The sequence below is a fragment of the Tenuifilum sp. 4138str genome (assembly GCF_041102575.1).
Taxonomy (GTDB): domain Bacteria; phylum Bacteroidota; class Bacteroidia; order Bacteroidales; family Tenuifilaceae; genus Tenuifilum; species Tenuifilum osseticum.
On the sequence record NZ_JBGCUE010000002.1, the window covers coordinates 124,116 to 139,950 of the forward strand.

Sequence of the window (15,835 nt, forward strand, 5' to 3'; positions counted from 1 at the left end):
TGATATGATGAGATTTAGGCTTTTGGCACTTGCCATGTTCTTTATAGGGGTTTCAGCATTTGCCCAGGAAAAACCGTTTAGCTACGAACTTCCAAAAAGATATTGCGTTAAGGAGATCACTGTATCGGGGGTAAAGTTTCTAAATCCTGATGTTTTAATCTCCATGACTGCTATTAGTATTGGCGACACCATTCAGGTTCCGGGTGAAGCAATTACCAAAGCAGTTAAAAAACTGTGGGGCCAAGGACTTTTTTCAAATGTGGATATTAAAGCCTCTCGTATTGAAGGCGATGATATTTACCTTGAGATCAGCCTAACTGAGCAACCCCGCCTAACTACAGTAAATTTTACTGGCATTCGTAAAGGTGAGGCCGACGACCTGAAAGATAAGCTTAAACTCCGAAGCGGCTCCCAGCTAACTCAAGCCACCCTAGAAAATAGCATTATCATAATAAAGAAACATTACAGGGCAAAAGGGTTCCTGAACGTTGATGTAAATCCCGTACTGGAAAATGACACCATAATAAGCAACGGAACAAAGCTAACCTTCAATATCCAGAAGAACGACAGGGTTAAAATTGGTGAAATCACCTTTGAGGGTAACAAAGCCTACGGTCAGGCACGACTCCGTCGAGCACTTAAAAAGATACACCGCCGCGACCTCAACATCTTTAAATCGGCTAAGTTCATTGAAGCAGACTACGATGAAAGTTTGGATAACCTCGTTGCCTTTTACAACGAGCACGGCTACCGGGATTTTAAAATTTTAGGCGATTCCATTTACACTATCAACCCCAAAAGAATAGGTATCCACTTTAAAATTTTCGAAGGGCCACAATACCACATCCGCAAGATTGAGTGGGTAGGTAACACTAAATTGCCTGCCGAGGCGCTCACGGCCGTTCTGGGGATGAAAAAGGGCGATGTTTATGACAGGAGTTTGCTGGAGAAAAGGTTATTCACTGAGGAGAACTCTATCTCCACTCTATACATGGATGATGGGTACCTTTTCTTCCATCTTGAGCCAGTAGAGGTTCAGATTCAAAACGACTCGGTTGACCTTGAAATGAGAATTTATGAAGGCGACCAGGCTACCGTAAACAGGGTAATTATTGCCGGTAATACAAAGACCAATGAGCATGTTATCCGCCGTGAGATATGGTCAAAACCTGGATACCTTTTCAGCAAGTCCGAAATAACCCGAACCCTCAGGGAACTTGGTCAGATGGGTCATTTTGACCCCGAAAAACTAGGGATTGATCCCCTGCCCAACCAGGCCGATGGAACCGTGGACCTTAAATATTCGGTTGAAGAAAAGGCCAACGACCAGCTCGAGGTATCGGGGGGTTGGGGTAACAAGATGTTTGTGGGAACCATTGGTATCCGTTTCTCAAACTTCTCGGTTCGGCGAATTTTCGATAAAGATGCCTGGCGTCCTGTTCCCTCGGGCGATAGCCAGTCATTAGCAATCAGAGCATCAACCAACGGAACATACTATAAAGCATTTAGCCTTTCGTTTACTGAACCCTGGCTAGGCGGACGTAAGCCAACTAACTTCTCCTTCTCGCTCTACAGAACCATACAATCAGGTGGAGTTAGCTACTTCTATCAAACAAGCGATAAATACTTCAGGGTGAGCGGGGCTTCCGTTGGAATAGGCACCCGTTTGAAATGGCCCGACGATTACTTTACCATTTACAATGAGGTGGGAATTCAAAACTATAAACTGAGCAACTGGTCAGGGTATTTTATCTTTACCGATGGGCAGTCGAACAACCTTAGTTACAAAGTTACCCTCGGCCGAAACTCAACGGACCAGATGATATATCCCCGAACCGGCTCAAACTTTTCGCTCTCGCTTCAAATTACCCCACCCTACTCCCTTTTCAATGGCAAGGATTACAGTAAACCCATGACCGACTCGGAAAAGTACAAATGGATTGAATACCACAAGTGGACTGGAAGAATACAATGGTACATACCTCTGGTTGAGAACTTGGTTCTTTACACCAATTTCCAGATGGGGGTAATGGGATACTTCAATAGCAAACTGGGCCATTCCCCATTTGAGGGGTTTGACCTTGGCGGTGATGGTATGTCGGGGTACAACCTTTACGGAAAGGAAACCATTGGTTTAAGGGGTTACCAGAACGGCTCGCTTACACCATACGTTCGCATAGGTGAGAGCCTAGTTGGGAATGCACACCTATACGACAAGTACACCGTTGAGCTGCGATACCCAATCTCGCTAAAACCGCAGGCTGCAATTTACCTGCTTACCTTCCTTGAAGCTGGTAATGCCTGGCAGAACGCTGGCGATTTTAATCCGTTCAACGTTCATCGCTCAGCTGGTGTTGGGGCTCGCTTTTTCCTTCCCATGTTAGGAATGTTAGGCGTTGACTGGGGATATGGTTTCGATAAGGTGCCCGGACGTCCCGATGCACATAAGGGTCAGTTCCACTTCATTATTGGGATGCCTTTTTAATCCTTACAGTTAAAACTGTTAAACTTGGCATATAAATTGTGTAACTTTAACCTGAACCAAATATTATAAAGTTATGAAGAGAACTATTCTGATATTAGCTGCACTTACAATTGGACTTGGGGCTTGGGCTCAAAAATTTGCCTATGTAGATACCGAGTACATACTTAAAAAAATACCATCGTATAAAGCCGCACAGGAACAACTCGACAAGCTTTCAGAGCAATACCAGAAAGAAATAGAGGAAAAGTATGCCGAGGTTGACAAGATGTACAAGGACTACCAAACCGAAAAGGTACTCCTGACTGAGGAAATGAAAAAGAAACGTGAGGATGAGATCATAGCCCGTGAGCGTCAGGTTAAGGAACTGCAGATGAAGTATTTTGGTCGCGATGGGCTACTTTTCAAGAAGCGTGAGGAACTGGTTAAACCCATTCAGGATCAGGTTTTTAACGCAATCAAAGAGATTGCAGTTGAGGGGGGTTACGCCGTAATATTTGACGCTGCCGCCTCACCTAACATGATTTACACTAACCCACGATTCGATAAGAGCGAAGAAGTTCTACAGCGCTTAGGTTTTAAATAATTTTTATATATTTGCTTAAACTAAAAACGATAAACAATGAGAAAGATTCTTGGATTAGCAATAGTTGCTCTACTAACATTTAGTTTTTCAGGAGTAAAAGCCCAGAACTATAAATTTGGTCATATTAACAGCCAGGAAATACTAAAGGCTATGCCCGATAGGGATAGCGCTGAAGCAAAAATTAAGAAGTATGCCGAATCGTTACAGGATCAGATTGAGCAACTTCAGGTAGAATTCAATAAGAAGTACCAGGATTACCTGCAAAAACGAGCTACCTTCACCGATGCAATACGCGAGATGAAAGAAAAAGAACTCACCGATATGCAGCAGAGGGCTCAGGAATACCAGCAGGTTGCCGAGCAGGATTACCAGCGTTATCAAGCTGAAACCATGAAACCTGTAATTGATAAAGCCGACGCAGCCATTAAAAAAGTTGCTAAAGCAAATGGGTTTACTTACATTTTTGATACCAGCTCGGGAGTTCTCCTTTACTTCTCAGAACAGAGTATCGATATTACTCCGTTGGTTAAGAAAGAGTTAGGCATTACAAAGTAAACTTACAATAACTTTAAATTTAGGGGGTAAACTGAACTTTGTTCGTTTAGCCCCTATTTTATTTACAATTGAGAGTAAATGAGCGGCAATTGTAATCCTATAGGAATTTTCGACTCCGGTGCGGGTGGTCTAACAGTTCTTTCAGAACTGGTTAATGTTTTGCCCAACGAGAAGTACATATATTTTGCCGATTCAGCAAATTGCCCTTACGGTTCCAAACCTGCCGAGGAAATTATCAACCTATCGGACAAGATAACACGCTTCCTAATAACAAAAGGTTGCAAGGTTATAGTTGTGGCCTGCAACACAGCAACGGCAGCTGCAATAGATTACCTGCGAAACTCATACAGCATACCATTTATTGGAATGGAACCAGCAATTAAACCCGCATCGCAAAATACTAAAACCAAAAGCATAGGGGTTTTGGCTACGGCTGGAACTTTTAAAGGACGATTGTACATTGAAACCAGCCGAAAATACGCCGCCGATGTTAACGTATGCTACCAGGTGGGCGAAGGGTTAGTAGAACTAGTTGAATCAGGAAAAGCTGATTCCCCTGAAGCAGAACAGCTCCTGCACAGATATATCGACCCAATGGTTGATTGTAATATTGACCATCTGGTTTTGGGCTGCACCCATTACCCATTCCTAAAACCTGTGCTGGAAAGAATGCTACCTAATCATGTCACTATTGTGGACCCTGCACCGGCAGTTGCCTTGCAAACTAAAAGGGTAGCCGAAAATAATGGGTTGCTTTGTAATCAAAATCTAGTAGATAGCACCAGTATCGACTTTTACTCAAGCAGCAATACCGAGGTACTTAAGATGCTCGTTGAAATGAACATTAGACCACAATACAGGATTGAAGATTTATACTTTAACAATGTGAAACTGTAAAAAACCTATTGTATCTTTAAATAAATATTACTCATATGCGCAAAGAGGTTGAAATAGTTATTGAGAATACCGGGCAAAAGGTTCGTGTAACTCCCGGACACTCACTTCTGGAAATTTCAAAAATATTCGAAATAAAATCCGATTACCAGATCCTGGGGGCAATGGTTAACAACCAGGTCAAGGAGTTAGACTATGAGGTTTTTACACCAAAAACCGTTCGATACATCGATATTACTCACCCTGCAGGAATGCGGATGTACCAACGATCGCTATTTTTCCTGCTACAAAAAGCTGTACGCGATATTATCCCCGGTGCCAAGGTACGAATTGAGCATTCCGTATCCAAAGGCTTCTACTGCGAGATTGACGGCTGCAACCTGCCCCTGGAATTACCGCTTATATTCAACATATGCGATAGAATGCGCGAGATTGTGGCGGCAGATTTGCCATTTCGGCGCGATAAGGTATTAACATCCGATGCTATCAAACTCTTTAGAGATTTGGGTTACGAGGACAAAGCCAGGTTATTCGAAACTCGTCCTACCCTTTACACCTCGGTTTACTACCTTGGCGACATGGCCGATTACTTCTTCGGAAGTCTTGTCCCTTCAACGGGCTACCTAAAAGTGTTTGACCTCACTAAGTATTACGATGGAATGCTGCTGAGGGTGCCTAAACGGTTCCAGCCCGATGAAGTGGAAGATGTAGTTATTCAGAACAAAATGTTTGAAATCTTTCAGGAATATAAGGATTGGCTTGAGATTTTAGGCGTTGAGAATGTTGGAGCTATTAACCAAGAGGTAGCCAAAGGAAATGCCAGTGAACTAATAAAAATTTCAGAGGCATTACATGAAAAAAAGGTTGCCGACATTGCCGATAGAATACACCAGCAACCCGAACCGGTAAGGCTTGTACTTATTTCCGGCCCGTCATCATCGGGTAAAACAACTTTTGCTAAGCGTTTAGCAATTCAGCTAAAGGTTAATGGTTTAAAACCATACACCATCTCGCTCGATAACTATTTTGTTGACAGGGAGAAAACCCCTAAGGATGAGTTCGGAAACTACGACTTTGAGGCACTGGACGCGCTTGATGTTGAGTATTTTAACAATGACCTGGTCAGGCTGCTTAAGGGCGAAGAGGTGGAAATACCAAAATTCTCCTTTGAGGAGGGAAAACGCTTTTTTGATGGCACCAAACTTCAGATTGAACCCAATGGCGTAATAATAATTGAGGGTATTCATGCCCTAAACCCAGCCTTAACCCACTTAATCCCTAACAACCAAAAGTTCAAGGTTTACGTTTCGGCATTAACCTCAATTTCAATCGATGGCATAAACCGAATACCAACCACCGATAACCGATTAATACGCAGAATAGTAAGGGACTATCGGTATCGGGGGTATAGCGCACTGGATACCATTGGCAGGTGGGAAAGTGTTCGTCGTGGCGAGGATAAAAACATCTTCCCATTCCAGGAGGAGGCCAACGTTATGTTTAACTCTGCCCTGCTTTACGAGTTTAGCGTTTTAAAACGCTTTGCTGAACCAATAATCCAGGAGGTTCCGCCAACCCGACCGGAATACGATGAGGCCCAAAGGCTGCTTAAGTTCTTAAGCTACTTCACTCCAATATCGGAACGTGAAGTGCCACCCACCTCAATCATACGTGAGTTTCTGGGAGGTAGCACTTTTTCCTATAAATAGCACAAAGTTTTCAACAGTGTATTGTGCTGACTTATTGTCGCTTGCGCATTTTTTGTTAGTAACAATTACTCGTTTAAAAGCCCAAAAGATTAGATTTTTGGGCTTTTTGTTACATTTTAAACAATTATTTCTTAATATTGTAACTAATTAACCCTATTGTGAACCTAAACCTTAGCCCAATAAACGATGCCTAGTATCGTTACAGTGTTATATAACCTGGTTGGCATTACCCTACTGAGTTTCCTGATTGGAAACGATGTTGCATTAAATGTAAATGTTCCGAAGGCAGTAAATGCCGGTAGCGAGTTTGACGTTGAAGTTATCTTGAAAAAGGGAAACCTTAGCGGTTTTGCTCGCCTACAACAGGATTTACCCATGGGTTTAACTGCCCAGCTAGTGGAATCGTCGCTTGGCGACTTTTCATTTGACGAACAAAAACTCCGATTCGTATGGCTTCGTCTTCCTGAGGGTAAGGAGATGCGTTTGGTTTACCGGGTAAAGGTTGACGAGAGGCTTAAAGGGTCGTTCACGCTAAAAGGGACCTTTGCCTACGTTGACAATAATGAACGAAAAACAGCCGAATTCCAAACCTCCACCATTAGTATTAACCCATCGACCAGGATTGACCCCAATTTAATTGTTGACATTAACGAGTTTCAGACCATTATTCCACCACAAGCACCAGTTGGATTTGTGGCTAGCAATGTTAGATGCATAAGGCAAACCCCTATCCCTTCAGGTGCTGAGAATGACTATCTGGTAAAACTACTAGTAAACAAGGGTAATGCCCAGAAGTTTGCCAAAATTGAAGAAGACGTTCCTGAAGGATTTACAGCCGAAGCCATTGAAACCAAGGATGCTGTTTTCACCTTTAAGGACCAAAAGGTTAAATTCCTTTGGATGAACCTCCCGGCCGAACCCCGATTTGTTGTATCGTACAAACTCATTGCCCCCGATGGGAAAGGAAATATTACCGTAAGCTTAAAGGGAACCTTCTCATACCTTGTGGGTGAGGCTACTAGGGTAATAGATATCATTCAAAAGGATATCGACCTAACGAACATCGACCCTGCTGCACTTGACGGACTTATTTCTTCAACTTTCTCAACCGAAGGAGCAAATATCATCTCAGGATTTACCCCTTACTCCGAAGGTGGGATTGATATTCCAATTGAGTATAAAAAAATTGAAGACAAGCCAAAACGTAAAGCCAAGCCGGAATTTGATATGGAACCCTTTATGCTTATGCCCGAAAAAGGGGTTTACTATAGGGTTCAAATTGCAGCCGGACATAAACCCATTGATATTAAACGATACTTTACCCGCTATAACATCAAATATGATGTTAGAACCGAAAAACATGAGGGATGGTATAAGTATTCCATAGGTTCGTTCAAGGAGTACAAGGAAGCTCGCGATTTTAGAATTCTTATCTGGAACTCCACAAGAATTAACGATGCCTTTGTTACTGCTTACAACAACGGGACTCGAATTACTGTGCAGGAAGCGTTAATGATTACTAGTCAAAAGTGGTACAGGTAGTTTTATGAAAAAACTAATTAAATTACACTTAGGGAGGTTAGTAACTGTTTTGGCACTTTTGGTTGTGCTACCAAATGCGCTTCATGCCCAAATTGATGAGGAAGAATACTATAAGGGTATACTCGATACCATAGTTGAAGTTCAAAACCCAGTTTACAAACCAGTAATTTCGTTGGGTGTTGGTTACCTGAGTTTCTGGGGTGATGTACGAAACCCTATCAGCTCTCCCCTTTACGGGAATGTTGCAGGAAAACTTAATGTTTCCAACCTGGTGGGCCGCAAGCACTACTTTAAGGGAAATATCTTTGCCATATATGGCGATATTTTTGCCCACGACCCCAAGCTCTCCTACCTTATGCAACAGCAGCCTTTGCCCCTCGACGATTTGAATAATCCTATTTTTGTTAACTCGGCCTTTAAAACCAACATCTTCCAGTTAGGATTATCGTTTGAGTACAACTTTGGCCATGTTTTTGGCCCTGCAAAACGCTTTAAACCCTTCCTATCAGTAGGTTTTTCAACCATTTTCTTTAGCCCAAAGGGCAATTTCCTCAACAACGGATCGGGGAACTTTTACTATTTCTGGTCCGATGGAACCATGCGAAATTTCCCTGAGAATGGGCCCGATGCCTACCGTGCAAGAATAGTAAGATTTGACAGCGATTACGAAACCGATTTGTCAGGAAAAGATCTCTATAAACAAGGAAGTATCTCGCAACAAACATTTTCAGTTCCAATTGATCTTGGGTTCGACTTCTATCTCTCCGATAGGGTAAACCTAAGGGTGGGAGCTGCTTTTAATTACTGCTTTAGCGATAAAATTGACAACTACGACAGTAAAATAGCCAAAGCCCAGGGATATCCTGTTAAGAATAATATCAAGGATATATTTAGCTTTACCTACTTTACCATGAATTTCGACCTGTTCTCCGATCCAAAAACAATTCTTGTGGAGAGGGTTTTTGCTATGCTGGGTGAGGATTACGATTACGAGATTTTCTTTAGCGATGCAGATGGAGATGGCGTTTTCGACAGGTTTGACGAGTGCCCCGACACCCCGGCTGGTGTTGCTGTCGATTCAATAGGTTGCCCATCCGATACGGACTTTGATGGTGTATTCGACTACATGGATAAGGAGCCTAATACTCCGGAGGGCGCTATTGTTGACGAAAGTGGTTCGCAGGTAACGGCCGATGTTCTGGCTGCCATGTTTAACCGAAAGAGCGAGGCTGTTTCGCGTAAGCAGGTTCGTTTAATCCCTGTTACCCACGTTTGGTCGCGCAGTTTGAACTATACACCGGGTAAGATTCCCGAAAAACTCAGGGTTGTTGACTCCGATGCCGATGGATACATATCGTTCCAGGAACTGATGAGGGCAGTAAATGAGTTTTTTGACGGCACAAACAACCTTACCCTTCAGGATTTGTACGACCTAAACGAATACTTCTTTGCACAGTAACCCAAACCTAACCAATATATATTTTCACAAAAACCTATTTGGTTTTAAAAGGAAAGAGGCTGGTTTTTATACCCAGCCTCTTTGATTTTCATAATAATCCTTGAGAATAATGAACAAAATTAAAATGTGAACATATTATTGAAAACACCAAAATACTAAATTGTTTAGCCCTTAATAACTTCCCTCAAACTCCATTATATTCCGATTCATTCCGAATCATTCCAACCTAAAGTCACGCAATTAACTTTTAACGTTTAACGGACTAAAAAAATCTTCTAACTTCATCATATTCTGTTATTCCGGCTCATTCCGCCTCATTCCTCTAGAAATTTGCCCTGTTGAATATGCTAACCCAGGGAACTCAGGTTCATGTGCCTACCTACTTCTTATCGCCCCCTAAGCCAACAACCTGGTAATCGGCAACACTTAGCGTTCTAGATATATTTGGATTAAACTCCTTTATCCAGAAATCGGCACGGGCATTAGAGTTTGCATCCTTGAAATGCATTTCAAGCACTGTGCCCAATAGGTAAGCTGTCCCTCCAGTAGCCAGGTACTGGAAACCATTCATGTGTCCAAAAGCCTCGGAGTAGTTATACTTTATATCGTTCGTAGCCCAAAGCTCTACCTTGCCTTCGGGGTTTTCATATACATATTCCTTACATTTATAGCCCAGAACATTTTTGGTGCGTCCTGTGGCCTTATAGTACATATTATAGGCCGATAAATCTTCTTGAGGAACTGGCTCGGCGAGCTCATCCTTCCCCTTTTCCTTTTGGACTGAGTCGGGTTCAAAGTTCATGGCTATACCGCTTTTCTCTCCATCCTTATCGCTTAGAATGAGCATTGCCTTGTTCTTGTAGTCAAAAATCATCAATGATTTTTCCTTCTTCCCCGTTTCGCGATTCAATGCCTCAAACTCCATGGCAAAGTTTTGCGAGTTCTTATCGAAATAAAAGGCGTATGTACCCTTGTTAACCTCTGTTGATGCGGAATCGACCGATTCAATATCCATCTTCATGCTTGAAGTAAAATTGTAGGCCGGATCAAACTTCACATTTTTGAAACCCATTAGCCCCATCATCTTTTGCTGCATATACCTATCGGCAGCGCTTGGCTGCTTCTTTTCCTGTTTTTCAGGCTGCTCCTCCTGCTGTTGTTCTTCAACCTTTTTTTCATCCTCGCCACGTTTCAAACTTTTAGCTACGGCTTTTTGGGCTTTATCCTTTAGGAAACCACCTACTTGAGCCTCGGTTACCATGGTTACGCTCATTAGGGCAATAATCAGGGTAAATACAAATGTTTTACGTACCATTTTTTTAAGTTTATATGTTTAAAGTAATGCAAGTTAACCAAATGATTTGAACATTGTGCTGACTGTCAGGTTATTTTTTGAAAAATATTTCAATACTTTTGCGAAGTAACAACATGATTTATGCAGAAAGGGAAAGAAACAAAGCCTCATATTGGTATTTATGGCCGCAGAAACAATGGCAAGAGCTCGTTAATTAACCTGCTTGCCGGGCAAAATGTTGCCATAGTATCGGACTTTGCAGGTACAACCACCGACCCGGTAAAAAAGTCGTTTGAGATTACCGGATTTGGACCTGTAATACTGGTTGATACTGCCGGAATTGACGATGTGGGTGAGCTTGGACAGAAAAGGGTTGAAAAAACCCTACAATCCATTAACCATATTGACCTTGCCCTATTGGTTGTTACCTCAAATACTTGGGGCGACTACGAGGAGATGCTGGTAAACGAGTTTATCAAAACCGATACACCGTACCTAGTGGTTCATAACAAGAGCGATATTGAGCCTGCTTCCAGTATTTTTAAGGAAAAGCTGAGTGGCAAAAGGCATTCGGGATTTATTGATATCAGCTGCAAATCCCAAACCCAACCCAACGAGCTTATTAGTCTAATCAAGAAAGCCATTCCCGAATCGTCGTATAGGACACCTACGCTGCTTGGCGACCTTATATCGTACGGTGATATTGTTTTACTTATCACCCCTATTGATGTTGAAGCTCCTGCAGGCAGGTTAATACTCCCACAGGTTCAGGCCATACGCGATGTTCTGGACAACGATGCCGTGGCAGTTGTTCTTAAGGAACGTGAGGTAGATGCCTTCCTACGTAAAACCCAGGTTAAACCTGCATTAGCCATTACCGACAGCCAAATTTTTGTTAAAGCCGATGCATCAATCCCCCGCGACATTCCGCTAACCAGCTTTAGCATACTCTTAGCCCGCCTGAAGGGCGATTTTGAAAACTACCTTAAGGGTACTCCAAAAATATCGGAACTAAAAGATGGCGATAGGGTGCTTCTGCTTGAAAGCTGCAATCACCATGTTTCATGCGACGATATTGGTAGAGTTAAGATTCCAAGGTGGATATCGAACTTTACCGGGAAGCAGCTCGAGTACGATGTGGTTGCAGGCCTCGATGCCCTACCCCGCGATATTAAGGAGTACTCACTTGTTATTCAGTGTGGTGGCTGTATGATTACCCGCAAGCAACTTATTAACCGCTTGCGTCCGGCCGTAGAGGCAGGCATACCTGTTACCAACTACGGAATGGCTATTGCCTATGTTCAGGGGATTTACCAACGTGCCATTGCACCTTTTACAGCAAACAAGGAATCAAAAGCCGATTACCTCTAGGCTTTAGTATGGGTCAACATCAATGGCGATAACCACCGTGCTGGTTTCCCTTTTTTGCTTTAACATCGTAATACTATACCTAATAAATTCCTTGATTCGCTGCAAGGGCTGTTCACGCTTAATCTTTACAAGAATCTCGAGTATATATAGCCCTTGTACTCTCGAAATTATTGGAGGCTCAGGCCCCAGTACATTCTCACCCAGCGAATGCCTTAGGGTTTTTGCCAGATTCTCAGCGGTATCTTCCAAGTGGTGCTTATCCTTATGTTTGAGGGTAATCCGAACAAGGCGGTAAAAAGGCGGATAGTGGAATCGGTTACGCTCTGCTAGCTGCCATTCCCAGAAAGTAAAAAAGTTGTTACCTGTAACGCTTTTAATAACGGGATGATCGGGCTGCGCTGTTTGAATAATAACTAAACCCTGCTTCCCCTTTCGCCCAGCCCTACCGCTAACCTGAGTAATCAGCTGAAAACTCCGCTCAAATGCTCTGAAATCGGGGAAATTAAGCATATTATCGGCATTTAGAATGCCTACAAGACTAACCCGGTCAAAATCGAGCCCCTTGGAAACCATTTGGGTGCCAACCAGAATATCAATTTTACCTTGCTCAAAGCCCGAAATAATTCGCTCATACGATGAGCGTGAACGGGTAGAATCCAAATCGATACGCTCAATAACGGCATCGGGGAAGAAAACCGAAAGTTCGTCCTCAACCTTTTCGGTTCCAAAACCCTTGGGCTGCAGGTTTGTACTCCCGCATGCAAGGCATGAACCCATCTGCTCCATGCCAAAGCCGCAGTAATGACATGTTAGCTGATTGGTATACTTGTGGTAGGTAAGCGTAACATCGCAATGCTCACAGTGGGGCACCCAACCGCAATCGGCACACTCAATAAATGGAGCATACCCGCGCCTGTTCTGGAAAAGTATTACCTGCTCCTTCTGGGAAAGAGCGTTCTCAATGGCACTCAGGAGAGTATCGGAAAAGTGCGACTTCATTCGCTTTCGCTTACGAGCATCGCGGGTATCAACCACAATAGTACGTGGCAATTCCAAACCACTAAAGCGCTCCAGCATCTTTACTAATCCAAACTTACCGGATTTAGCGTTAAAGTAAGTCTCAACTGCCGGTGTTGCGGTACCAAGCAAAACCTTTGCCCCAACCTGTTTGGCTAGGACAATAGCAGTATCACGAGCGTGGTATCGGGGTGCAGGGTTGTACTGCTTGAATGTATTTTCATGCTCCTCATCAACAATTACTAACCCTAAATTTGAAAAAGGCAAAAAAATTGAAGATCGAACCCCGAGAATTACATCGAAAGGCTCCTCGCTTAGCATTTTCAGGTAAACCTCAACGCGCTGAGAGTCTGAGAACTTGGAATGGTAAACACCAACCCTATTCCCAAAAACTTTGTGCAGGCGATTAATTATTTGTGTGGTCAATGCGATTTCGGGTAACAGGTAGAGCACCTGTTTCCCATTTTGTAGTGCTTGGTTAATAAGGTGAATGTAGAGCTCAGTTTTACCGCTTGAGGTAACTCCGTGCAGCAGCACAACATCGTGTGAGCTAAATTGGTTTTGTATTTCATTGAGGGCGTTAATCTGAAAATCTTCCAGGGCAAGGGGGTTACAAGTAGCAGGATCGCTATTAGCATTATCAATCCTTGAGGTTTCAACCTCATCCTGGACTATATATCCTTTGTCAATTAACGACTTTAAAACGGATGCCGATACATCAACCTTTTCCAGCAGGGTCTTCCTGAGAACCCTTGCAGTAGATAAATCGTTTGGAGTAGTTGCCTGCGAGGCAATAGCAAGTATTAGCCTTTGCTGTGCTGGTGCACGTTTAAGTGAATCAATAAGCTCACAGAGTTTTTTCTCATCGGAGTATTCCGGTGCCAAAGCAATATAATTTTCGGTTTTAGCGCGATAATCGGACTCAATATCCTCAGTTATGAAAAGCAATTTGCGCTCCAACATCGATTTTATAACGCTCATAGGATGTTTGAGACCCGATTTTTGGGTAAGTTGCTGGATGGTAAGCTTACGCTTTTGCCCTAGCAGATGGATAAGGGTCATCTCCTCATCGGAGAGGTCAATTTCATCAAATTCGCCAGAAGAAATGTAAGTATCACTCTCCATTTTTAATCCCGATGGTAGCGCAGCTTTCATTACCTCGCCAAGGGAACACATGTAGTATTCAGCAAGCCATTCCCATAGCTTATACTGGCTGGGAAGCACAATAGGCGTAGTATCAATAACCTGTAAAATATCCTTTACCTGTTGTACCTGGGGTTTTTCGGTGTGCACCCTGTAAACCAGAGCTGAGTAAAGCCTGCGTTGGCCAAACGATACAACAACCCGGACCCCGGGTTGAATCATTTTTTCCATCTCAAAGGGTACGGAGTAGGTGTATGTTGCCTGAAGAGCTAAAGGCAAAATAACATCAGCATAAAGTTGGCTTGTCATTATAACAGCTTTTTCACTCTGGAAAGTTATATAAAATAGTTGTTCATGCTAAGGCTTAAGCCTAACTGTTAATATCTTTATGGAGCTAACTGAAACAGCAAAAAACTTGCTTACAACATTTTGTGTTTTTATCAATGAAATGGTAATGCAAATCATCAATTATCTTCGTTTTGTCAAAATAATTTTACTAACTTGCAAAAAAATTATTCCTTGCGGAAGTTAATAAACAGGTTAGAATAATTGAAGTTTTAGAAGCGATGAAGGATTTGTTTAAACTTAAAGGTAAACTTTTAGTCCTAATAGTTGTTAGTGTTATTATATCCGTAGGTTTAAGTTCATGCCATAATAATATTCCATGTCCGGCCTACGCAAGTGTGGTAAAGTAAAGTATATTTGTATAAAATTTTGGCCTATGAAAACTAGAAGAATCGTAACTGGATTATTGCTACTTGCATTTGTAGCAGTATTAGCAAGTTCATGCTCCAAAAAAACTTGCCCAGCCTACAGTAAAATTTACCGTAGTACAGTAGTTAACAACTAGGCTATCCTAATTTGTATTGCCCACAAAGGATTTGTTAATCCTTTGAAATATCGAATATTACAGGGTTTCTCAGTAAGAGAAACCCTTTATTTTTATTCATTATCAAGGCCTTATGTGTTAGTCGGTACACAAAATGCGTGTTGGAAAAGTTATTTAGAATGTTAAATTAGTTCATATGCTTTAGATGAAAAGCAAAATTTAATAACTTGTACTGCCAATTAAACCGATAAACTATGATTGAAATGTTTAACTCATCGATTGGGAAAAAGCTGGTAATGAGCATAACCGGATTGTTTCTAATGGTATTCCTGCTAGTTCATTTAACTGTAAACATGCTGCTACTGGTGGGCGATGGTGAGGTTTTTAACCGAGCAGCTCATTTCATGGCCAGCAACCCTGCCATTAAGGTAATTGAGCCCTTGCTGGCAATCGGCTTTGTGTTTCACATTATCTATGCAACCTTCCTGACCATTAAAAATCAAAGAACAAGGCCAATAGGTTACTCAAAAACTACATCTAATGGTCTTTCAACCTGGTCGTCGAAAAATATGTTCATTCTGGGTACTACCATTTTCATTTTCTTAATCATACACCTAGCAAATTTCTTTTGGAAACTAAAGTTTGGAACCGTTGAAACCATTACTTACGGGAGCGACACTATGCCCAACGCATACGCATTGGTTTCGGGTCTTTTCATAAGCTACTGGTGGTACGATTTGCTTTACGTGATTGGTGCAATTTTTCTTGGATTACACCTGAGCCATGGTTTTTGGGCTGCTTTCCAAACCCTTGGATGGAATGGTACAAAATGGCTAAAACGCCTTGAGGTGGTAGCCTATGTTTACGCCATTATTATTGGAACGGGATTTAGCATTATCCCAATCTATTTTTTACTGTTTAAGTAGATTTTAATCCGATTATAAATATCGACAG

The 15,835-nt window shown here is 42.3% G+C and carries 11 protein-coding genes; 9 read left to right on the forward strand and 2 right to left on the reverse strand.

What is annotated here, in order from left to right; genetic code table 11:
• Positions 1 to 4: 4 nt before the first annotated feature.
• From bamA to AB6811_RS02435, 7 genes are all read left to right on the forward strand, one after another.
• Positions 5 to 2,485, forward strand: a complete 2,481-nt coding sequence (gene bamA, locus AB6811_RS02405; protein WP_369488690.1) for an outer membrane protein assembly factor BamA — start codon at positions 5 to 7, stop codon at positions 2,483 to 2,485.
• A 73-nt stretch (positions 2,486 to 2,558) separates the two neighbouring features.
• Positions 2,559 to 3,068: an OmpH/Skp family outer membrane protein gene (locus AB6811_RS02410; protein ID WP_369488692.1), complete on the forward strand. Its 510-nt coding sequence runs from the start codon at positions 2,559 to 2,561 to the stop codon at positions 3,066 to 3,068.
• A 36-nt stretch (positions 3,069 to 3,104) separates the two neighbouring features.
• Entirely contained in the window at positions 3,105 to 3,623 is a 519-nt protein-coding gene (locus AB6811_RS02415) for an OmpH/Skp family outer membrane protein (protein ID WP_369488694.1), read from the forward strand.
• Positions 3,624 to 3,701: 78 nt separating this feature from the next.
• Entirely contained in the window at positions 3,702 to 4,520 is an 819-nt protein-coding gene (gene murI, locus AB6811_RS02420; RefSeq protein WP_369488696.1) for a glutamate racemase, read from the forward strand.
• A 35-nt stretch (positions 4,521 to 4,555) separates the two neighbouring features.
• Positions 4,556 to 6,226 carry a nucleoside kinase gene (locus AB6811_RS02425; protein ID WP_369488698.1) on the forward strand — a complete coding sequence of 557 codons (1,671 nt, stop codon included), beginning with the start codon at positions 4,556 to 4,558 and terminating at the stop codon, positions 6,224 to 6,226.
• Between the two features lie 186 nt (positions 6,227 to 6,412).
• Positions 6,413 to 7,768 carry an SPOR domain-containing protein gene (locus tag AB6811_RS02430; protein WP_369488700.1) on the forward strand — a complete coding sequence of 452 codons (1,356 nt, stop codon included), beginning with the start codon at positions 6,413 to 6,415 and terminating at the stop codon, positions 7,766 to 7,768.
• A 4-nt stretch (positions 7,769 to 7,772) separates the two neighbouring features.
• Positions 7,773 to 9,227 (forward strand): EF-hand domain-containing protein, encoded by a 1,455-nt coding sequence (locus AB6811_RS02435; RefSeq protein ID WP_369488702.1) that lies wholly within the window; start codon positions 7,773 to 7,775, stop codon positions 9,225 to 9,227.
• Between the two features lie 379 nt (positions 9,228 to 9,606).
• Here AB6811_RS02435 and AB6811_RS02440 read toward each other — a convergent pair whose 3' ends face one another.
• On the reverse strand, positions 9,607 to 10,542 hold the full coding sequence (locus tag AB6811_RS02440) for a DUF4412 domain-containing protein (RefSeq protein ID WP_369488704.1): 936 nt from the start codon (positions 10,540 to 10,542) through the stop codon (positions 9,607 to 9,609).
• Positions 10,543 to 10,662: 120 nt separating this feature from the next.
• Between AB6811_RS02440 and hydF the strand changes: the two genes are divergently transcribed.
• Positions 10,663 to 11,892, forward strand: coding sequence for a [FeFe] hydrogenase H-cluster maturation GTPase HydF (gene hydF, locus AB6811_RS02445; RefSeq protein WP_369488706.1), 1,230 nt, complete (start codon positions 10,663 to 10,665; stop codon positions 11,890 to 11,892).
• A gap of 3 nt (positions 11,893 to 11,895) precedes the next feature.
• Here hydF and priA read toward each other — a convergent pair whose 3' ends face one another.
• The gene (gene priA / locus AB6811_RS02450) at positions 11,896 to 14,361 is read right to left on the reverse strand and encodes a replication restart helicase PriA (RefSeq protein ID WP_369488708.1); all 2,466 of its coding nucleotides are present in this window, start codon (positions 14,359 to 14,361) and stop codon (positions 11,896 to 11,898) included.
• Positions 14,362 to 15,135: 774 nt separating this feature from the next.
• On the opposite strand from priA, the gene AB6811_RS02455 reads away from it, so the two are divergent.
• Positions 15,136 to 15,807 (forward strand): succinate dehydrogenase cytochrome b subunit, encoded by a 672-nt coding sequence (locus AB6811_RS02455; protein ID WP_369488710.1) that lies wholly within the window; start codon positions 15,136 to 15,138, stop codon positions 15,805 to 15,807.
• Positions 15,808 to 15,835 lie beyond the last annotated feature (28 nt).

Coding starts and splice junctions, on each gene's coding strand:
- hydF (WP_369488706.1), top strand. CDS start 10,663: ATGCAGAAAGGGAAAGAAACAAAGCCTCATATTGGTATTTATGGCCGC.
- AB6811_RS02455 (WP_369488710.1), top strand. CDS start 15,136: ATGATTGAAATGTTTAACTCATCGATTGGGAAAAAGCTGGTAATGAGC.
- AB6811_RS02425 (WP_369488698.1), top strand. CDS start 4,556: ATGCGCAAAGAGGTTGAAATAGTTATTGAGAATACCGGGCAAAAGGTT.
- AB6811_RS02430 (WP_369488700.1), top strand. CDS start 6,413: ATGCCTAGTATCGTTACAGTGTTATATAACCTGGTTGGCATTACCCTA.
- AB6811_RS02410 (WP_369488692.1), top strand. CDS start 2,559: ATGAAGAGAACTATTCTGATATTAGCTGCACTTACAATTGGACTTGGG.
- AB6811_RS02435 (WP_369488702.1), top strand. CDS start 7,773: ATGAAAAAACTAATTAAATTACACTTAGGGAGGTTAGTAACTGTTTTG.
- AB6811_RS02440 (WP_369488704.1), bottom strand. CDS start 10,542: ATGGTACGTAAAACATTTGTATTTACCCTGATTATTGCCCTAATGAGC.
- AB6811_RS02415 (WP_369488694.1), top strand. CDS start 3,105: ATGAGAAAGATTCTTGGATTAGCAATAGTTGCTCTACTAACATTTAGT.
- priA (WP_369488708.1), bottom strand. CDS start 14,361: ATGACAAGCCAACTTTATGCTGATGTTATTTTGCCTTTAGCTCTTCAG.
- bamA (WP_369488690.1), top strand. CDS start 5: ATGATGAGATTTAGGCTTTTGGCACTTGCCATGTTCTTTATAGGGGTT.
- murI (WP_369488696.1), top strand. CDS start 3,702: ATGAGCGGCAATTGTAATCCTATAGGAATTTTCGACTCCGGTGCGGGT.